This window comes from Catenuloplanes japonicus (assembly GCF_000717135.1).
GTDB lineage: Bacteria > Actinomycetota > Actinomycetes > Mycobacteriales > Micromonosporaceae > Catenuloplanes > Catenuloplanes japonicus.
On record NZ_JNXY01000035.1, the window covers coordinates 53,811 to 73,096 of the forward strand.

A 19,286-nucleotide genomic window follows, 5' to 3' on the forward strand; every position below is an offset into this window, starting at 1 on the left:
GGACGAACCGTGGAGGCGTAAATGGCATCGTTGGGGCGAGACGACGAGTACGGGACTCGCTCCAGAGACTGGCAGCGCCCCTCCTACGACTCCGACCCCTACAGCGCCCCGCCCCGTGCGGGGCGCCGCCGGGCCCCGGAGACCGACTACGACGATTACGAGCCGCCGGCGTCGGCCAGCGGCTCGTTCACCGCGTACGGTGCGACCGGCTCGTTCGCCCGCGTCAACGCGCCGCAGTCCGACCCGTGGGCCGCGGCGGCCCCCTCCGCCCCGGCCTGGGAGGCCCCGCCGGACCCGTGGGCCTCGGTCGGCACCTCCACCTACCAGCCGTCCCCCGCGTACCAGCCGCCCGCCCCGCGCGCCTCCCGGAACCGGGACGACGAGCCCCGCCGCAGCTCCCGCTTCGTGCTGGCCGGCGCGCTGATCGTGGCCGTCGCGGCCGGCGCCGGCACCGCCGGGGCCTGGTACGGCGCGAACCGCGCCGGCGCCACCAACCGGACCGGCGACTCCGCCGCCACGCAGCTGGTCGGCACGGACGGCGCGCAGCTGACCACCACGGCCGAGCAGGTGCTGGCCGGCGTGGTGCTGATCGAGGTGAACACGGACGACGGCTCGTCCTCCGGCTCCGGGTTCATCATCGACGACAAGCAGCACATCATCACGAACAACCACGTGGTCGAGGGCGCGGTCACGGTCACCGTCTCCGGCCAGGACGGCGAGTCGATCGAGGCGGACGTGATCGGCGCGGACCCGAAGACCGACATCGCGGTGCTGCGGATCGCGCCGTCCGACGCGCTCGAACCGCTCCCGATCGGCAAGTCCAGCACGCTGCGCGTCGGCGAGACCGTGCTGGCCGTGGGCGCGCCGCTCGGTCTCTCCGGCAGCGTCACCTCCGGCATCGTCAGCGCGGTCGACCGCCGGGTCCGGCTCGGCGGCGAGGGCGCCACCCGCCAGACCGCGGTCCAGACCGACGCGCCGATCAACCCGGGCAACTCCGGCGGCCCGCTGGTCAACTCGACCGGCGAGGTCATCGGCGTGAACACCGCGATCGCCACGCTCGAGGGCGGCGGCTCGATCGGCATCGGTTTCGCCATCCCGATCGAGCGCGCCTCCGAGGTCGCGCAGACGCTCATCGCGGCCGAGGGCTGAACTCCTCCGCCGTGGTGGTGACCGGCGCGCCGGTGCGCGCCGACTCCTCGATCGCGAGCCCGATCAGGTGGTCCTGCGCGGCCTCCGCCAGCGGATAGGGCGGCGGTCCCTCGCCCCGCGTCCAGGCGGCCGTCGCCTCCAGCAGCGCGGCCGTGGCGATCTCGTCGTCGTTCCAGCGGCGGCCGGGATACGGGTTGGACCACACCACCTCCGTGCCGAGCGTGATCGCCTCGGTGTCGAAACCGTTCAGGTCCAGATCGTGCCCGCTCTGCCGGCGGCTCAACGACGTCCGGGCGATCCCGCGCGGCCCGGTCAGGTGCACGACCTCGTCGTCACGCAGCTCACCGTGCGTGCCGCGGACCAGCAACCGCCGGAACCGCAGCAGATTGCGCGTCTGCCCGGTCGTGAAGTCGTAGAGCCCGGACCCGGCCGCGCCGAAGTCCAGCGTGGCGATCGTGGTGACGGCCGTGCGCGGCGCGGTCTCACCGGTCCAGCCCGCCCGGTCCAGCGGGTGCAGCAGCGGCGCCTCCGTGCGGCTCGCGCGCACCACCGCCGGCGCGCCGCCCGCACCCAGCAGCCCACGGATCAGCGCGACCGCGTGGTAGAGCTGCGTGGACGAGACCTGCACCTGCGTGGGAGTCCCGATGATCCCGGACCGGACCGCGGCCGCGCGAGCCGCGTGCGCCGGCATCAGCGGGTACTGCTCCGCGACCTGCACGCGGCCGGTTCTCACGTCGGCCCAGAGGGCGCGCAGCGTGGCGAGGTCCGGCGCGGGCGGCGTCTCGGCCAGCACCGGGACGTCGCGGGCCGCGCACGCCCGGATCAGCGCCGGGTTCTGCGACGGCGGGACCGCGGTGACCACGAAGTCCGGCCGGGCCTCGCGCAGGCAGGCGTCGAGCGAGTCGTAGGCCGGCACGGGCAGCTCCCGGGGTGACCTGACGACCGCTCCCACGCAGCGCACCCCCTCCAGGCCGGTCGCGACCCGGTGCAGCGTGGCGGCCCGGAACCCGAAGCCGACGAGCGCGAACGTCGTATCCGCGCGGAAAGACAGAGTCATGCCCCCTACCGTTTCGCATACCGCCGAGTTCAGCGAGCCCGGCCCTCACCACGTCGCCCGCTCCCGGACCCGCCACACCTTTAAGATCCACAACCTTTTCTTCCCACTTCGCGGGTGGTTGCGGTCCGCATGCTCCCGCGGGCACCGGTCGTCGCTGGCGCTCCTCCCTTCCGCTTCCGCCGTGGTCCGGAAAACCCCGCTGCCGCACCACGCCGGAAGCGAGCACATGAATCAGATCTTGATCTTGGGGAACGATCCGGCAGGACAGCGGGGCAAGATCTTTCCGGGATACTCGGGGGATGGGCGATTCGTCGGTGGCGTTCGCGCGGCGTGAGCTGAGGCGCGGGGCGGACGTGCGGGACGTGTTCGCCTGGCTGGCCGGCAACGGGCGCAGCGCGCGGCAGGCGGCGCGGGCGGTGTGCCTGGCGCTGGGCGTCGACCGCGCGGAGGCGGAACGGCGGCTGGCCGCGGCCGGGCTGCGCGACGAGGGCGCGGTCGAGGCGGACCTGGTCGAGGATCTGGCAGACCTGCTCGCCGCCTCCGGCCTCTTCGCCCCGCCACCCTAGGCCCGCGGCTCCTCGCACCTCGCGCCCGCATGGCTCGCCGCATCTGCCTCGCCCGTCGCTTGCCGCCCCGAGCCCGTCGCGTCACCCGTCGAGTCCGGAAAGTGCCGCGAGCAGCCCTGGATCCGATCTCGGGGGATTTGGGGGGCTTTAGGGTTTCCTTAAGTTTCGGGCGGGATCAAACCGGGACGGCGGGGCGCGCGTGCGACAGGGCAGGGACCGGAAAGCGGTTCCCCACCCGATCGAGGGTGACCGGCGTGCGGAAGGCTGATCAATGAGGGTTGCTGTCAAGCGGAGGCTGGTCATCGCGGCCGCGATCGTGGCCGGTGCGAGCGCCGTGGGCATCACGACCTACGCGTCCGCGGAGACGCCGGACGCCACCGGTGAGCAGGTGGTGACCGCGTCGATCGAGGTCGACGGCGTGTTCGACGGGGAGAACCAGCGGTTCATCGGCGGTGGCGCGCTCGGCGACGGCGGGCAGGACGAGGGGCAGGACGCGCTGTTCGAGCTGGCCGACGGCGCCACGCTGCAGAACGTGATCCTGGGCGACCCGGCCGCGGACGGCGTCCACTGCGCCGGGAGTTGCACGCTGCGCAACGTCTTCTGGGAGAACGTGGGCGAGGACGCCGCCACGTTCCGCGGCGAGGACGCGACCGTGGTGATCGAGGGCGGCAGCGCGGCGGGCGCGGCGGACAAGGTCTTCCAGGACAACCGCGGCGCGGGCGGGTCGGTCACGATCCGGGACTTCGAGGTCTCGGACTTCGGCAAGCTCTACCGGTCCTGCGGCAACTGCTCCACCCAGGCGCCGCGCACCGTGACCATGGAGGACATCACCGTGACCGCGCCCGGCGACACGCTCGCCGGCGTCAACGCGAACCTCGGCGACACGCTGGTCATCAACGGCGTCACGATCATCGGGGACGCGGACGAGGAGATCTCGCTCTGCGACCTGTTCGAGGGCAACGACACCGGCGACGAGCCGACGAAGATCGGCGAGGGCCCGGACGGCGAGACGTGCACCGTGACCGGCGTGGTGCGGCAGTGAGATAACGCCGTGCCCATCATCCGCACATGATGACGTTTTCCCTGGTCGACGGGGGAATGAGCGGCATCTGAAGGAATTGATCCAGCGCTATTGATTACACCCCGGGGAGTGGGGAGCCTCGCGTGAGCGCCTGACCGGCGTCCCGCATCCCTACACCCCGGGGAGATCCCCTTGCCGCACCCTCTGGTGGCCGCTGCCGCCGCCCTCCTGATCATGCCGGCCGCGTGGCAGGCACCGGCTCAGATCGCGGCCGCGCCCGACATCTCCGTCACCGCCGTCAAGGCGCACCTCACCCAGCTGCAGTCGATCGCGACCGCCAACGGCGGGAATCGCGCGCACGGCCGCCCCGGCTTCCTGGCCTCGATCAACTACGTGAAGGGTCAGCTGGACGCGGTCGGCTACACCACGGTCGTGCAGTCGTTCACCTACGGCGGGTCCACCGGCTACAACCTGATCGCGGACTGGCCCGGCGGCGACGTGAACGACGTGCTGATGACCGGCGCGCACCTGGACAGCGTGACCGCCGGACCGGGCATCAACGACAACGGCAGCGGCTCCGCGGCGATCCTGCAGAGCGCGCTCGCGGTGGCGCAGACCGGCTTCGCCCCGGACCGGCACCTGCGGTTCGGCTGGTGGGGCGCTGAGGAGCAGGGGCTGCGAGGGTCGACGTACTACGTCAACAACCTGTCCGCGGCCGCGCGGGCGCAGATCACCGGCTACCTCAACTTCGACATGGTCGGTTCGCCGAACCCGGGCTACTTCGTCTACGACGGCGACAACTCGGACAACACCGGTTCCGGTCCGGGCCCGGCCGGCAGCGCCGAGATCGAGGACGTGATCGAGGGCTACTTCGCCGGGATCGGCGTGCCCACGCGCGGCACCGACTTCGACGGGCGCAGCGACTACGGCCCGTTCATCGCGGTCGGGATTCCCGCCGGGGGCACGTTCACCGGCGCGGAGGGCACCAAGACCAGCGCACAGGCCACGCTCTGGGGCGGCACCGCGGGCGCCCGCTTCGACCCGTGCTACCACGCGTCCTGCGACACCTCCACCAACATCAACGACACCGCGCTGGACCGGAACTCGGACGCGATCGCGCACACCATCTGGACGCTCGCCGCCGAGACCGCGACCCCCGGCACGCAGGTCTGGGCGGACGGCCTGGAGACCGCCACCGGCTGGACCACCGACCCGGACGCGACCGACACCGCCACCTCCGGCGCGTGGGAGCGCGGCACGCCCGGCGCCACCAGCTCCGGCGTGGCCACCCAGCTCGCGGCGCGTACCGGCGGATACGACCTGGTCACCGGCGCGACCGCGGGCAGCAGCGCGGGTGCGAACGACGTCGACGGCGGCATCACCAGCGTCCGCTCGCCCGCGATCACGCTGCCGTCCTCCGGCACGCTGACGCTGTCGTTCGCGTACTACCTGTCGCACCTGAGCAACTCCAGCAGCGCGGACTACCTGCGGGTCCGCGTCGCCGGCAGCACGACCAGCACGGTGCTGACCGTGTCCGGCGCCGCCTCCGACCGGGCCGCGTCCTGGGCCACCGCGAGCGTGAACATCTCCGCGTTCGCCGGCCAGTCCGTGCGCATCCTGGTCGACGCCGCGGACGCGTCCACGGCCAGCCTGGTCGAGGCCGCGATCGACGATGTGGTGATCACGCAAAGTTGAGCCACGGGAACGGGTAGCGTCGACAGTCGTGCACGATCTCGTTGACTGGCTGTCGACGCTGCCACCCCTCGCGATCGCCGCCGTCGTGCTGCTGATCATCGGCGGCGAGAGCATGGGCATCCCGCTTCCCGGGGAGCTCGCGCTGATCTCGGCGTCGCTGCTGTCCGTGAGCGCCGGCTTCAGCCCCTGGTACATCGCGGTCGGCGCGGCCATCGGCGCCATCGTCGGCGACTCGATCGGCTACGCCATCGGCCGTCGCGGCGGACGCCCGCTGCTGGTCCGCCTCGGCCGCCGCTTCCCTCGCCACCTCGGCCCGCCGCACCTGGCCCGCGCCGAACAGGTCTTCGCCCGCTGGGGCGTCTGGGCCGTCTTCTTCGGCCGCTTCATCGCACTGCTGCGCATCCTGGCCGGCCCGCTCGCCGGCGCGCTGCACGTCCCCTACGGCCGCTTCCTGATCGCGAACGGCGCCGGCGGCCTGGTCTGGGCCTTCGGCACCGTCTTCTTCATCGTCTGGGTCGGCGAGGCCGCCGAACGCTACCTCAAGGACTTCGCCTGGACCGCCCTCCTGGTCACCACCCTCTTCGGCCTCGCCTCCACCTGGTACATCCGCACCCGCGCCGCACTGAGCTTGCCTGGGGGCGACCCCAGACCCCGATCCCGCTGACGCGATGGCCACGTTCGCGTGTTGCCGCCGGTATTCGCGCCGGCCAGGAGGCGGGTCCAGGTCAAGATCTAATTCATCTGCCCGCTTCCGGCGTGGTCCGGCAGCGTTGCTCCCGCGGGCAAACCTCGCGCCGGGCTCCGCCGGCGCTCCGCACGACGCGAGGAGCCGGTCCCGCCGTGGTCCGGCACACCCATGGTGGCGGCGAAGACCGGTGACTTCCGGGCGCCAGGCACCCGACATTTCACAAATAGGCACCGATCTCCTCCTGCGGGCAGATCTCGCGCCGGGCTCCGCTGGCGCTCCGCACGACGCGAGGGCCGGTCCTGCCGTAGTCCGCCGACCCCAGGGTGGTCGCCGCGACCAGCCCGGCCCGCATCACCCAGCCCAGGCAGCGATCGCCGCAAGGAGCGATCTCCACCCAAAGGATCATTGACCGATGCGAAAGGTAGATCAACAGCGCTAGTCGATCTACCTTTCGCATCGGTCAATGATCCTCCGCCGCACGGTGATCGACTGTGGAGACTGTGCTACCCGCGTCTACTCGATGAATGACTCCTTTATGACGAAATTTCGGGCGCGGAGCGCCCGTTCTCGCCGCCCGCTGACAGGGCCCGCGCCGCGAGCCCTCCCGGGGAGCAACCACCCCGGAGAAACGGCGAGACCGATCCACGCTGAGTGGCTTCATTCCGGCGCCTGCGGAAACGCAGGCCGTGACCGCCCGTGGAGCGGAACGAGAGGGCCTGGAGTGCGAGGTGTCAGCGGCTGCCGAGGAGGCGGTGGGCGGCGCGGGTGGCGTTGCGGGCGAGTGCGAGAGGGTCGGCGGTGAGGAGGGTGCCGGCGTGGACGATGTCGCGGGCGCCGACCAGCAGGGACTCGAGCGGGGCGGGCGGGCCGAGCACCAGGGCGGCGACCGGGTCGGCGATGCCGGCGTGCGGGAGTCCGTCGAGGCGCCAGAGCGCGAGGTCCGCGAGTTTGCCGACCTCGATCGTGCCCAGATCCGCGTCGCGGCCGAGGCAGCGGGCACCACCGAGCGTGGCCATGAACAGCGCGTCGCGGACCGTCATCGCGGTGGGGCCGCCGCGGAGGCGCGCCGTGTAGAGCGCGTGCCGCAGCTCGGCGATCATGGAACCGTTCTCCTGGGAGGCCGGGCCGTCGACGCCGAGGCCGACCAGGTGCAGCTCACGCGCGGGGGCCAGACCGGCGCCGAGGCGAGCGTTCGAGCCGGGGCAGTGCGCCACACCCGTACCCGCGGAATTGATCTTTGAAATGTCCTGGGTGGAGAGGTGCACGGCGTGCGCGAGCCAGACGTCGTCGCCGAGCCAGCCCAGCTTCTCCGCGTAGTCGACCGGCGTGCAGCCGAACGAGGCGAGGCAGAACTCCTCCTCGTCGCGCGTCTCGGCGAGGTGGGTGTGCAGGCGTACGCCCCGGTCGCGGGCCAGCGCGGCCGCCTCGCGCATCAGCGTGCCGGTGACCGAGAACGGCGAGCAGGGCGCGACCCCCACCTGCACCATCGCGGACGGCGACGGGTCGTGGAAGCGGTCGATGGCGTCCGCGGTCGCGGCGAGCGCGGCGTCGACGGTCTCGACCACGGAGTCCGGCGGCAGCCCGCCCGCGGACGCGCCGAGGTCCATCGACCCGCGCGTGGGGTGGAAGCGCAGCCCGATCGCCGCGGCCGCCGAGACGGTCGCGCCGAAGAGGTCCCCGCCGGGCGGGTAGAGGTAGTGGTGGTCGGTGCTGAGCGTGCATCCGGTGAGCGCGAGCCACGCGAGCCCGGCGGACGCGCTCGCGTGCACGATGTCCTCGTCGATCCGGGACCAGATCGGGTAGAGCGTGGTCAGCCAGCCGAAGAGCGTGTCGTCCTGGGCGAGGCCGCGGGTGGCCCACTGGTAGAGGTGGTGGTGCGTGTTGATCAGTCCGGGCGTGAGCAGGCAGCCGGTGCCGTCGATCCGCCGCGACACGGCACCGGTGAACGGACCGCTGCCGACCGCCACGATCCGGCCGGTGGCCGGGTCCGCGACGACGTGACCGCGGGTGTACTCCGGGCCGGAGACCGTGGCGATCGCGCAGTTCTCGATCGTGATCACGCCGGGTCCCGCAGCACCGTGCCCTCGATCAGGCCGTACGGGCGGTCGTCGGCGTGGAACACCTCGGCCGTGGCGTCCAGCCCGAACGGCGTGCAGTCCACGACGAAGTGGTGTTTGTTCGGCAGGCGCAGCCGGATCTCGGCCAGGTCCGGGCAGGCCTCCAGCACGGCCGTGCCCATCGCGTAGAGCGTCTGCTGCAGCGAGTAGCTGTAGGTGCCGACGAACGCGGCCACCAGCGCGTCCCGGGCCGCAGTCCAGACCGCGTTGAAGTCGGCATCAGCGGAGGAGAATCGCCAGGCGGCGTCCACCGCGGTCGCCAGGATCCGGTCCGACGTCTCGGCCAGCGTGGTGTAGTCGTCCCTGATGAAGCCGGAGAACTCCGAGTCGGTGGAGTTGAGCAGCGTCAGCCCGGCCAGGCCGCCGGTGATCTCCGTGGAGGCCGACGACACCACCACGCCGGCGGTACGCACGAGCGACCCGTCCCGGGAGAACGAGTGCGGCCCGAGGCGGTGCCACGGGTACTCCTCGATCTCCACCCGCGCCACGCCGATCGTGGGCCGGGTCGCCGTGAAGTGCCGCGCCAGCAGCAGCGCGAACGCCTCCGGCGAGGCCACCCCGTGCTGCTTCGCGAACGCGTACACCGTGTTCTTCTGGGTGTCGGTCGGCAGCACGTTCGCGTTGTCGCCGGTCAGGTGGGTGGCGGCGAGGTCACCGGAGAGCGAGACGCTGACGTTCAGGTCCGTGACGGTGTGGGTGCCGCCGTCGCGGACGACGCGCACCACCCGGGTCTCCGCCTTGCCGTACTGATTCGGCCCGAGCACGATCGCCACTGTGTCTAGCTCCCTCGATAGGTGGTGTAGCCGTACGGGCTGAGCAGCAACGGCACGTGGTAGTGCCGCCCCGGGTCGTGGACGTGGAACGCGATGGTGATCTCCGGGAAGAACGCGTTCCCGCCCAGGTACGGCTCGACGTAGAAGACCAGCCGGAACCCGCCCGCCTGCCACGCGTTGATCGGCGCCCACTCGCGCAGCCGCCCGTCGTCGTCCGTGCGGCCCTCCGCGATCTGCGCCCAGCCGTCGGCGTCCCGGCGCTCCAGCCGCACGTAGACGCCGCGGGCCGGCTCGCCGCTGACGGTGTCCAGGATGTGGGTGGAGATGCTCGCGTACTCCGTCATCCGAACAGCCTCTCCAGCCGCAGCCGCACGATCCTGGTCAGCTCGCCGTGCACCACGCGCCGTTCGGCCGTCTCGTCGTTGCCGAGCCGTTCGCGCGCCGCGGCCAGCATCTCCACGTCGGACCGGCCGCTCGCGAAGATCAGGAACACGTGCCCGAACCGCTCCTCGTAGTCCGCGTTGGCCTCGGCGAGCGCGGCCCGGACGTCGTCCGCCGCATCGTCCATGCCGGACTGCTCCCGCCGCGACCAGGCGCTCTCCCGGTCGCCGCCGGTCACCCGCTGCCCGATCCGCGGGTGGGCCGCGAGCGCCTCCAGCACGTCGTCCCAGCTGAGCACTGCCAGCGCGGCGTCGCTGACGTTCATCAAAAGATCACGATGGGGGTACGGACGGCGCGCCGCCACCTCGGCCGCCCACCGGGTGGAGGCGCAGCAGGTGCGCAGCTCCGCCCGCGCCTGTTCGTCCGGGAGCTGGTTGAGCGCGGCGAGCTGGTCGGTCACCCGACCAGTCAATCAGTCCGGCCATCGATCATGAAGCCTTTTGATCCCCCGATTTCAGTTGTGCACAACTGAATTGTGGGCTACTTTTGCCGGGTGACGGATGATCCGATCGGCATGGGTGTGCGGTACCAGCTCTGCTTCGCGCTCTACTCGGCGTCGCGGGCGGTCACCGACTTCTACCGGCCGATCCTCGACCGCGTCGGCCTCACCTACCCGCAGTACCTGGTGCTGCTCGTGCTCTGGGAGCGGCCGGACGAGCCGGTCACCGTGAAGGAGCTGGGCGCCACGCTCCGGCTCGACTCCGGCACGCTCTCCCCGATGCTCAAACGCATCGAGGCCGCCGGGCTGATCCGGCGCGAGCGGCGCGCCTCCGACGAGCGCGTGGTCGAGATCGGCCTCACCGGCACCGGCCGTGAGCTGCGCGCCGAGTGCGCCGCAATCCCGATGACGGTCGCCGGCGGCCTGGGCATCTCCCTGGACGAGTACGTCCAGTTGCACCGCACGCTCGAAAAAATCACCACCACCATCAACGGTACGAAGGAGTGACGCGCATGTCGGCCATCTACACCGCCGAGGTCCAGTCGTCCGGCGACGGACGCAACGGCACCGTCCGATCCACGGACGGCCTGATCGACTTCCCGGTCGCCACGCCCAAGGAACTGGGCGGCGCGGGCGGCGCCACCAACCCGGAGCAGCTGTTCGCGGCCGGGTTCGCCGCGTGCTTCCACTCCGCGCTGCGGCTGATCGCCCGCCAGCGGAAGCTGGACCTGGGCGCGTCGACCGTGACCGCGAAGGTCGGGCTCGGCCGCGTCGAGGGCACGCCCGCGCTGGGCCTGTCCGTGATCCTCGAGGTCGCGCTGCCGAACGCGGACGCGGACGGCGCGAAGGCGCTGACCGACGCCGCCGAGCAGGTCTGCCCGTACTCGAACGCCACCCGCGGCAACATCGACGTGACGGTCGTCCACGTCTGACCGCCCCGGCCCGCCGCGCGCCGGGGGACGGGCGTCCGCGAATCTCGCGCACCCCCTCGCCCGGCCCGGCGCGCGGCCGGGAGACGAGCGGCCGCGGGTCTCGCGTGCTCTTCTCCCGGCCACGGCGGGACCGGCTCCGAGCGCAGCGGCAAGCGGAGCGCCAGCGGAGTCTTGGTGCGAAGCGAGGTTGGCCCGCGGGAGCATGCGGGCCGCACCACGCCGGAAGCGGGAAAATGAACTAGATCTTGACCTTGACCTTGCTCCTGATCTTCGCGGAGCGGTCGGATGGATCTTGATATCAGTTCAGCGGGACCGCGGCGCCGTAGAGGTAGCCCTGGCCGAGCGGGCAGCCGAGCCCGGCCAGCGCGGCCGCCTGCGGCGTCGCCTCGATGCCCTCCGCTATCACGGACACGCCCATCTCCCGGCAGATCGCCAGCACGGACCGGATCAGCGCGCGGGACCGCTCGTCCGCCGTGGTCAGTGACGCGTCCAGCTTCACGATCGTGACCGGCAGCGCGTGCAGCTGGGCGAGCGTGTTGTAACCGGTGCCGAAGTCGTCCAGCGCGAGCCGCACGCCGGCCTCGGTCAGCCGCCGCGCCGCCGACACCGCGGCCGAGAGGTCCGCGATCCGGCTGGTCTCGGTGATCTCCAGGATCAGGCGTTCCGGCGGCAGGTCGTGGCGGCGCAGCGCGTCCCGCACCGCGGACTCCAGCTCGGGACGGCCGAGCCGCCCGCCGGACACGTTCACGTGCACGGCCACCTCGCCGCCGTGCAGTGCGGCGAGCGCGCGGGCGTCCCGGCACGCGGTGTCCAGCACGAAGTCGTCGAGCGCGGCGACCAGGCCGGCCCGCTCCGCGACCGCGACGAACACGTCCGGGCCGATCACGCCGAGGTCCGCGTGCGTCCACCGGGCGAGCGCCTCGACGGCCAGCACGGTGCCGCCGTTGCGCAGGTCCACGATCGGCTGGTAGTGCACGGCGAAGCCGGACGACGCGGGCTCCGCGGCCAGCGCCTCCGCGAGCAGGCCGGGCAGGTCCGCGTCGCCGCCGCCGTCGCGGGTGCCGGCGTAGCGGACCATCATGTTCTTGCCGGCGCGCTTGCCCGCGTACATGGCCGCGTCCGCGCGTCGCAGCAGCGCGTCGCCGGTGAGGCCGATGTCGTACGGCTCCGGCGCCACCACGCCCACGCTCGCCGCGACCGTGACCGGCTTGCCGTCGATCTGCACCGGCTCGCGCAGCGCGGCCAGGATCCGCTCCCCCACCAGGCCGGGCGCGCCCGGGTCCGCCTCCAGCAGCACCGCGAACTCGTCGCCGCCGAGCCGGGCCACCATGTCGTCGCGGCGCACGCAGCGCTGCAGCCGGGCCGCGATCTCCTGGAGCATCCGGTCGCCGGCCGCGTGCCCGAAGCTGTCGTTGACGAATTTGAAGTCGTCCAGGTCCACGAAGATCAGCGCGATCGGCCGGCCCTCGTCCCGGTGCGCGTCCACGGCCGCGGTCAGCCGCCGGCCGAACAGCTCGCGGTTGGCCAGCCCGGTCAGCGGATCGTGGGCGGCCTGGTGCGCGAGCCGGCGCCGCGCCTCCGCCACGGAGAGCAGCAGCGCCCGGTTGTCCACGATGGTCATCAGCTGGCGCGCGATCACCAGCAGCAGCCCGAGCCAGCCGAGCGCCACCTCCGGCCAGGTCAGCGGGTGCCCGACCAGCGTGCGGATCGCGATCGTGACGCCGGTCGCGAGCACCGGCAGCAGCGGGAGCAGCAGGTACACCGCGTCCAGATCGCCCGGCGTGGCCTTCTCGTCCTCGGCGGGCGTGCGGGCCAGCGCGGCGAGCCCGATCAGCGCCGGGCCGAGGATCCAGCCCGCGCTGTGCAGCGCCAGCATCCGGTCCGCGTCCATGGACACCAGGTACGCGTAGAAGCCGTCCGCGACGGTCAGCGCCGCCAGGCCGCCGCCGAGCAGCAGCAGTTGTGGCCACAGCGCCCGGGGCGGCTGCCGGAACACGAGCAGCAGCGCCAGCAGCACGCCGAGCAGCACGTCCATCAGCAGGTGGGCCACGCCGGCCACGACCGCGCTGGGCAGCCCGTCCGCCGCCATGATCAGCGCGCGGACCGGCGCCCAGGACAGCATGATCACGGAGCCGAGCACGATGACCACGTCGAGCATCGCGGTCAGCCGGACGCGCCAGGACGGGCCGAGCACGCGGCGAGGCGTGGCGGCCGCGACGGTCAGCAGCGCCCAGAGCGCGAAGACCGGCAGCGACAGGTAGCCGAGCTCGGCCGTGGCCGGTCCGGGCAGGTAGTCGTCGCCGAACAGCTGGTCGACGGTCCAGACCAGCTGTCCGCCGGACCAGCCGGCCATGCCGAGCCCGATCAGCAGCCGCCAGGTGTGCGCGGCGCCGGTCGTGCCGCGCGCGGTGACCAGGCAGGCCGCCGCCGCGGCCACCCCGGCGGCGAGCTGTGCCAGGTTGTCCAGCGCCACGCCGGCCGGGCCGGGCAGCACGCCGGTGGCGTTCACCGCGACGACGAACGCGACCGTGAGCAGCGTGGCGGACACGGCGACACCGAACCGGACGCGCGGCCGCGTGGGGGCGTCGGCGAGGGGCAGCATCGCGGGCGCGAGGCGCGTAGAGGTCATCACACTCACCGGGCATCGAAAGGCCGCAGGTCAACGACCGGTGAGTAACCTACCGCAGGTCTCGGCGCCACGCGATTCGACGGTTAGGCGACCTTCTCCGCGGGGGCGGTCTCGGCCGGTTCGGCCGCGCAGGTGGCGCCCTGCGGGTCCGTCTCGGCCGCGCCGTCGATCAGGTCGACCAGCACCACCGTGATGTTGTCCGGGCCGCCGGCGCGCAGCGCGAGGTCGATGAGCCGCTTCGCGCACTCCTGCATGTCCGGGTATTCCAGCATGGTCTCGTTCATGGTCTCCAGCGACACCACGCCGGAGAGCCCGTCCGAGCAGAGCAGCCAGCGGTCGCCGGCCTCCGGCGGGATCTTCGCGTACGCCGGCGCGACCGCCTCGCCCTGCAGCGCCTGGGTGACCACGGACCGGCGCGGGTGCACGTCCGCCTCGGCCTCGGTGATGACGCCCTCGTCCACCAGCATCTGCACGTAGGTGTCGTCGCGGGTCAGCTGCACGAGCTTGCCGTCCCGCAGCAGGTACGCCCGGGAGTCGCCCACGTGCACGAGCGCGAACAGGCTCCCGGAGAAGAGCAGCGCGGTGAGCGTGGTGCCCATGCCCTGCAGCGTCGGGTTCGCCGAGACGTGCTCGTGGATGCGCGCGTTCGCCGCCTCCACCATCGCGTGCAGCGCCTCGACCTGCTGCTCGTCGGAGATCAGCGAGTCGAACGGCGCGACGGCCTCGATGGTGAGCTGGCTCGCCACCTCGCCGGCGGCCATCCCGCCCATGCCGTCGGCCACGGCCGCCAGGTAGCGCCCGGCGTAGGCGCAGTCCTGGTTCCCGCTCCGGATGAGGCCGCGGTCGGTGACCGCCGCGGATCGCAGCTGCAAGGTCATGGCGGAAGCCTGCCAAATCGTCGTCGGCCTGTCTCCAGGCGGTGGTATCCCATCATGGTCCGCCAACCGAACGCGTCGTGCGCCGGGTTCGGCGGCAGAATCACTCGGTCCGCACGGGGCGTCCCTGACACCGCGGGTCCGGTTCGGTGCGTACCTGCTTCGGGGCCATCCACTCCAGTGCGGTGTCCTCCGCATACCATCCCTGCACGTAGACCGTGCTGGATGGCACCTGCTCCGCCTCGGGACACAGCGTACGGGACCGTACGGCGGACGACGGGATGAAACGGACGCGGCCGTCGGCATCCATGAGCGTGATCATCGAGTCGTCCACGGTGATCAGCCGGCCGCGCCAGACCTCGTACTCCTGATCGGATTTTTCCCCTTCACGAGTGATCACCTCGGGCGTGATCACCGCGCCGGCGGACACCTCGATCGCGGTGTCCGGCAGTATCGGCACGCGCATGAAGAGCACGCCGACGGCGAACGGCGCCACGATCGACGCCGCGACCGCGGCCCAGTGCGTGCCGAGCCGCGCGACCGAGGGCGGGATCGGGCCGGCGATCATCGTCCGGGTCCTCGCGGGAGTGCCAGAGGCTCAGGTCGACCAGCGCGAGCAGCGCGTCGTTCTCGCCGACGTTGATGCCGTACGCCTCGGTGGTGGTCAGCCCGATGTCCCAGTGCCGCAGGTCCGGGTACTTCGCCTTGATCCCGCCGAGGATGGTGGCGTCCGTGCTGATCGCCTCCACCGTGCCGTCCCGCAACAGCTCCACGCACCGGGTGATGGTCAGCTCGGAGCGCACCACGTTGCCGGCCTGGGCCGCCGCGGTCGCACTGGTCGCCGTGGCGAGGCTGCACACGTTCTTCCCGCGCAGATCCTCCAGCGTCGCGACCGGCGCGTGGTCGCTGAGCGTGAGCACGGACTGCTCGGTATAGAGGTACGGCGCGGAGAACGAGACGCCCGGCGCCTCCTTGCGGTCATCGGTGATGCTGAAGCTCGCGATCACCAGGTCGACGATCACGACGTTCGCCCCATCAGGCGTCTCCGCCTGCATGCGCTCGCGATCTTCGCTCTGGATCTGGTAGAACTCGATCTCATTGCGGCGGAATCCAAGATCCTCCGCGACCAGGTAGGCGATCTCGATGTCGAAACCGCTGAACGTGCCGTCCGACTGACGCTCGGCGACCCCGGGCTGATCGAACTTCACGCCGATTTTCAACGTCTGTTTACCGTTGAGTCCGGCCTGCTCGCGTAATTCGTCCACGGACGGGGTACGGGTGAGGAAGACGAAACTCACGGTCACCACCACCGCGAACACCACGAGTCCCGCAAGGATCACGAAGCGGAAGCGCATCCACCACTGCCCCCAGCCGGGTGTCGGCTTCTCGTCATCTTCGGCCGCAACCGGGGAGCCCTTCCCGGAGTCTTTCTGAACGGACACGTCTCACCCCCGTAAGAACGCCGAACCCCGTGCCGAATCAATGGAGCGTTCATGTTCTCCTAAGACGCGGCACGACGACAGACCACAATCCGGACGAGTGCCCCGCCCCCGGGTCACCAATGGACACGAATGATCACGGCACGCAAACAGGAATGTACGTGCTGTGAGCTGATCCGTCACTGGCAGCTGCCTGTGACTTCCGCCCGCGGAGTGGCCATCTGCGCTTCGCAGCGGGACTCTTGAAGACGGCCCACATCTCGACGAGGGGATCCTTCCCGCAATGCAGGTACCGGCAAAACCGCCCGTCCCGGAGACCCCCCCGGAGACCGCGGCCCCCGGCAAGGCGCGCACCACGCTCTCCATAGCCCGGAAGGTGCTCACGCTGGCGATGCTCGGCCTGGTGGGCGGCGCGGTGGTGGCCGGAGCCGCCCTGCCCGCGAGCGCCACCGCCGGTCTTGCGGCGAAGCTGGCCAGTGACTCGTTCGAGGATCTGCCGAGCGCCCTGCAGACGCCGCCGACCGCCCAGACGTCGTACGTCTACGCGAACGACGGCAAGACCGTCATCGCGCAGTTCTACGAGGAGAACCGGACCGACCTGGACGCGGACGACATCGCGAAGGTCATGAAGGACGCGATCGTCGCGGCGGAGGACACCCGCTTCTACGTGCACGGCGGCGTCGACGTGAAGGGCCTGGTCCGCGCGTTCGTGTCGAACGCGCAGGGTGGCGAGGTCTCCCAGGGCGCCTCCACGCTCACCATGCAGTACGTGCGTAACGTGCTCAAGAACGACCCGAGCATCACGGAGGAGGAGCGGCAGGCCGCGCTCGAGCAGACCACCGGCCGCAAGCTCCAGGAGATCCGCTACGCGGTCACGATCGAGGACTCGCTGGACAAGCCGGAGATCCTCCGCCGCTATCTCAACATCGCGTACTTCGGCGCCAACGCGTACGGCATCTCCGCCGCCGCGAACGCGTACTTCTCCACCACCGCGGACAAGCTGACGCTCGGTCAGGCCGCCATGATCGCCGGTCTGGTCCAGTCCCCGGACCAGTACAACCCGCTCAGCGAGAACGGCGAGACCGAGGCGCTCACCCGCCGCAACTACGTGCTCGGCGCCATGGTCGGGACGAACGCGATCACCCAGGCCGAGGCGGACAAGGCGATCGCCGAGCCGCTGGGCCTGCAGCCGAGCCGCGCGCGCAGCAACTGCACCGCGGTCTCCGAGGCGCACAACAGCTGGGGCTTCTTCTGCGACTACTTCGTCTCCTGGTGGCAGGAGCAGGAGGAGTTCGGCTCCACGCCGTCCGCGCGTTACGACTCGCTGAAGAAGGGCGGCTTCCGCGTCGTCACCTCGATGGACGCGGCGATCCAGAACAAGCTGTCCGACGAGTCGAAGAACATCTACGGCTTCGACAACCCGAAGGCCGCGCCGTTCGCCGCGATCGAGCCGAACACCGGCAAGGTCAAGGCGCTCGCGATCAACCGGCACTACAGCATCGAGGACAACCCGGGCGGCAAGAAGTACCCGAACACGGTGAACCAGCTGGTCGCCGGCTCCGAGGACTCGGCGGGCTACCAGTTCGGCTCGACGTTCAAGATGTTCGTCATGCTGGCCGCGCTGGAGAACGGCATCGCACTGGACAAGGGCTTCACCACGAAGTCGCCGTACAAGTCGAAGTACCCGATCGGCGGCCAGCCCAACTGCGGCGGCTACTGGTGCCCGAGCAACGCGAGCACCAGCTACCAGGACGGCTACCAGAACATGTGGACCGGCTTCGGCAAGTCCTCGAACACGTTCTTCGTGAAGCTCGAGGAGACCGTCGGCGCGGACAAGGCCGTGGAGATGGCGAAGCGGCTCGGCATCAAGTTCCGCAACGGCGACGCCAAGTTCGCCGAGGAGGGCGCGTCGGCCAGCTGGGGCACGTTCACGCTCGGCGTCTCCAGCACCACCCCGCTCGACATGGCCAACGCGTACGCCACCGTCGCCGCCGAGGGCAAGTACTGCGCACCCACGCCGGTCGTCTCGATCATCGACACCACCGGTGCGGCCAGCGAGGCGGCCGCGAAGGCCGCCCAGCCGGACTGCAAGCAGGTCATCGACAAGGACGTGGCCCGCGCCGCCACCGACGCGGCCCGCTGCCCGCTCGGCCAGCAGCCCCAGCAGGGCGCCTGCAGCAACGGCACCTCGATCGAGGTGCGGGACATCATCGACCGCCCGATGGCCGGCAAGACCGGTAGCTCCTCGGACAACGAGACGGAGTCGTTCATCGGCTTCACGCCGCAGCTGGCCATCGCCGGCATCGCGGTGAACCCGGACAACCCACGCGACGCCGTGGGCGCCCCGGTCCAGAAGGAGGTCATCGCCGCGGTCGCCCGGACCATGCGCGATGCGCTGAAGGGCCAGGAGAAGAAGAACTTCAACGCGCCCAGCGCGAAGATCGCCTTCAAGTCCGGCAACCCGTCCCGTCCGGAGACCGCCCCGGCCCCGGAGAAGTCCTCCACGCCGGGCGGCGGCAACAACAACGGCGGCCGCCCCGGCAACAACGGACCGCGCTAAACAGCAAGATCACCAAACCCGTCCGGGGGTACGCCAGGCGCCTGGCGTACCCCCGGACGGGTTTTCTGGTCCGACTCCCCCGTTGTTTGACCCGGTAGGCGGCTTATGGGCGTTTATCCTGAGCCTGTGCCCACTCCAAGATCGCTGACGTTCGCCACCGCCGCCGTGCTCGCCGCGCCCGTGTTCGCCTGGCCGTTCCTCGCGGCCTCGCCCGCGTCCGCCGCGCCCGCCACCGGCGCCACCGAGATCGCACCGGTCTGGCAGCAGCCACACACCTCCACCGCACCCGGCCTGGTCAAACAGGAGCTGACGCTGGCGCTGCCGACCGGCTGGACCATGCAACTGGCGAACCGGCACCCGGAGTACACCGACTGCGTCGTCGTCCCGAACGGCTTCTACGCGCGCGAGTCCGCCACCACGATCAGCTACACGCCCACGCTCGGCTTCCTCGGCGCCGCGGACCCGGTCACGATCGAGCTCACCGACCCGGCCGGCGTGACGCACACGACCACCTACACGCCGACCGTCACCCGCCCCGCGCCGCCCGTGATCAAGGATCTGACCAGCGCCGGACGCCCCGGCGTGGAGCAGAGCGTCCAGGTCCCGCTGCCACCCGGCGGCGGCATCGGCTACGTGGACGCGAACGGCAAGGAGGTCGCCGCGCCCCCGTCCACGCACGGCGAGTACTCGCTGGCCGCGATCTCCGGCGTTGCCGCCGAGGAGGGCCGCCCGTTCGACCCGACGCTCATCTCCGCGGCCGGCTACGTGATCTTCACGCCCGCGCGCGGCGCCTCCGGGCCGGTCCCGCCGATCCGCTACCGGGTCACGGACGCCTACGGCCAGACCTCCATCGCCACCTACACACCGTCGGTCAGCGGTTACGCAACGAAGTAAGATCCACCACG

18 protein-coding genes and 1 pseudogene are annotated in these 19,286 nt (G+C 71.4%); 9 read left to right on the forward strand and 10 right to left on the reverse strand.

Annotation, left to right across the window (positions count from 1 at the left end; translation table 11 throughout):
* Positions 1–21 precede the first annotated feature (21 nt).
* Complete coding sequence (locus tag OP04_RS39490) at positions 22–1,149, forward strand: S1C family serine protease (protein ID WP_085067139.1); 1,128 nt, start codon at positions 22–24, stop codon at positions 1,147–1,149.
* On the opposite strand, the gene OP04_RS39495 is transcribed toward OP04_RS39490, so the two are convergent.
* Complete coding sequence (locus OP04_RS39495) at positions 1,130–2,206, reverse strand: Gfo/Idh/MocA family oxidoreductase (protein WP_033345102.1); 1,077 nt, start codon at positions 2,204–2,206, stop codon at positions 1,130–1,132. The genes OP04_RS39490 and OP04_RS39495 overlap by 20 nt on opposite strands.
* Positions 2,207–2,505: 299 nt before the next feature.
* On the opposite strand from OP04_RS39495, the gene OP04_RS39500 reads away from it, so the two are divergent.
* The 4 genes from OP04_RS39500 (at position 2,506) to OP04_RS39515 (ending at position 6,152) form a co-directional block, all read left to right on the forward strand.
* Complete coding sequence (locus tag OP04_RS39500) at positions 2,506–2,772, forward strand: hypothetical protein (protein WP_033345103.1); 267 nt, start codon at positions 2,506–2,508, stop codon at positions 2,770–2,772.
* A 271-nt stretch (positions 2,773–3,043) separates the two neighbouring features.
* Positions 3,044–3,814, forward strand: a complete 771-nt coding sequence (locus tag OP04_RS39505; RefSeq protein WP_033345104.1) for a pectate lyase — start codon at positions 3,044–3,046, stop codon at positions 3,812–3,814.
* A gap of 213 nt (positions 3,815–4,027) precedes the next feature.
* Entirely contained in the window at positions 4,028–5,488 is a 1,461-nt protein-coding gene (locus tag OP04_RS39510; protein ID WP_051799805.1) for a M28 family peptidase, read from the forward strand.
* Positions 5,489–5,516: 28 nt separating this feature from the next.
* Positions 5,517–6,152 carry a DedA family protein gene (locus OP04_RS39515; RefSeq protein WP_033345106.1) on the forward strand — a complete coding sequence of 212 codons (636 nt, stop codon included), beginning with the start codon at positions 5,517–5,519 and terminating at the stop codon, positions 6,150–6,152.
* 241 nt (positions 6,153–6,393) lie between these two features.
* On the opposite strand, the gene OP04_RS39520 is transcribed toward OP04_RS39515, so the two are convergent.
* The 5 genes from OP04_RS39520 to uraD form a co-directional block, all read right to left on the reverse strand.
* On the reverse strand, positions 6,394–6,582 hold the full coding sequence (locus tag OP04_RS39520; RefSeq protein ID WP_033345107.1) for a hypothetical protein: 189 nt from the start codon (positions 6,580–6,582) through the stop codon (positions 6,394–6,396).
* Between the two features lie 325 nt (positions 6,583–6,907).
* A complete protein-coding gene (locus tag OP04_RS39525; RefSeq protein ID WP_033345108.1) occupies positions 6,908–8,236 on the reverse strand; it encodes an 8-oxoguanine deaminase in 1,329 nt (442 codons plus the stop codon).
* Positions 8,233–9,066 (reverse strand): factor-independent urate hydroxylase, encoded by an 834-nt coding sequence (gene pucL / locus OP04_RS39530; protein ID WP_033345109.1) that lies wholly within the window; start codon positions 9,064–9,066, stop codon positions 8,233–8,235. The genes OP04_RS39525 and pucL overlap by 4 nt, the downstream gene beginning before the upstream one ends.
* Positions 9,067–9,071: 5 nt before the next feature.
* The gene (uraH, locus tag OP04_RS39535) at positions 9,072–9,410 is read right to left on the reverse strand and encodes a hydroxyisourate hydrolase (RefSeq protein ID WP_033345110.1); all 339 of its coding nucleotides are present in this window, start codon (positions 9,408–9,410) and stop codon (positions 9,072–9,074) included.
* Positions 9,407–9,907 carry a 2-oxo-4-hydroxy-4-carboxy-5-ureidoimidazoline decarboxylase gene (gene uraD, locus OP04_RS39540; RefSeq protein ID WP_157240982.1) on the reverse strand — a complete coding sequence of 167 codons (501 nt, stop codon included), beginning with the start codon at positions 9,905–9,907 and terminating at the stop codon, positions 9,407–9,409. Before uraD ends, uraH begins: the two co-directional genes overlap by 4 nt.
* Before the next feature lie 114 nt (positions 9,908–10,021).
* Here uraD and OP04_RS39545 point away from each other — a divergent pair, with 114 nt between their 5' ends.
* Positions 10,022–10,453 (forward strand): MarR family winged helix-turn-helix transcriptional regulator, encoded by a 432-nt coding sequence (locus tag OP04_RS39545; protein ID WP_157241002.1) that lies wholly within the window; start codon positions 10,022–10,024, stop codon positions 10,451–10,453.
* Positions 10,454–10,458: 5 nt separating this feature from the next.
* Positions 10,459–10,878 carry an organic hydroperoxide resistance protein gene (locus tag OP04_RS39550; RefSeq protein WP_033345113.1) on the forward strand — a complete coding sequence of 140 codons (420 nt, stop codon included), beginning with the start codon at positions 10,459–10,461 and terminating at the stop codon, positions 10,876–10,878.
* Positions 10,879–11,176: 298 nt separating this feature from the next.
* Here the strand turns inward: OP04_RS39550 and OP04_RS39555 are convergent, their stop codons facing one another.
* The 4 genes and pseudogenes from OP04_RS39555 to OP04_RS39570 all read right to left on the reverse strand — a co-directional run bounded on the left by OP04_RS39555 (position 11,177) and on the right by OP04_RS39570 (position 15,824).
* Entirely contained in the window at positions 11,177–13,507 is a 2,331-nt protein-coding gene (locus tag OP04_RS39555; protein ID WP_232323911.1) for a putative bifunctional diguanylate cyclase/phosphodiesterase, read from the reverse strand.
* 167 nt (positions 13,508–13,674) lie between these two features.
* Positions 13,675–14,385: pseudogene (locus tag OP04_RS39560) on the reverse strand (PP2C family protein-serine/threonine phosphatase); the annotation flags it as partial.
* Between the two features lie 100 nt (positions 14,386–14,485).
* Positions 14,486–14,782, reverse strand: a complete 297-nt coding sequence (locus tag OP04_RS55020; protein ID WP_198154146.1) for a hypothetical protein — start codon at positions 14,780–14,782, stop codon at positions 14,486–14,488.
* Positions 14,769–15,824: a transporter substrate-binding domain-containing protein gene (locus OP04_RS39570; RefSeq protein ID WP_157240984.1), complete on the reverse strand. Its 1,056-nt coding sequence runs from the start codon at positions 15,822–15,824 to the stop codon at positions 14,769–14,771. The genes OP04_RS55020 and OP04_RS39570 overlap by 14 nt, the downstream gene beginning before the upstream one ends.
* 280 nt (positions 15,825–16,104) lie before the next feature.
* Between OP04_RS39570 and OP04_RS39575 the strand changes: the two genes are divergently transcribed.
* Together OP04_RS39575 and OP04_RS39580 are read left to right on the forward strand one after the other, a co-directional pair.
* Positions 16,105–18,381: a transglycosylase domain-containing protein gene (locus OP04_RS39575; RefSeq protein WP_085067140.1), complete on the forward strand. Its 2,277-nt coding sequence runs from the start codon at positions 16,105–16,107 to the stop codon at positions 18,379–18,381.
* 126 nt (positions 18,382–18,507) lie between these two features.
* Positions 18,508–19,275, forward strand: a complete 768-nt coding sequence (locus OP04_RS39580) for a hypothetical protein (protein WP_157240986.1) — start codon at positions 18,508–18,510, stop codon at positions 19,273–19,275.
* Positions 19,276–19,286: the final 11 nt, after the last annotated feature.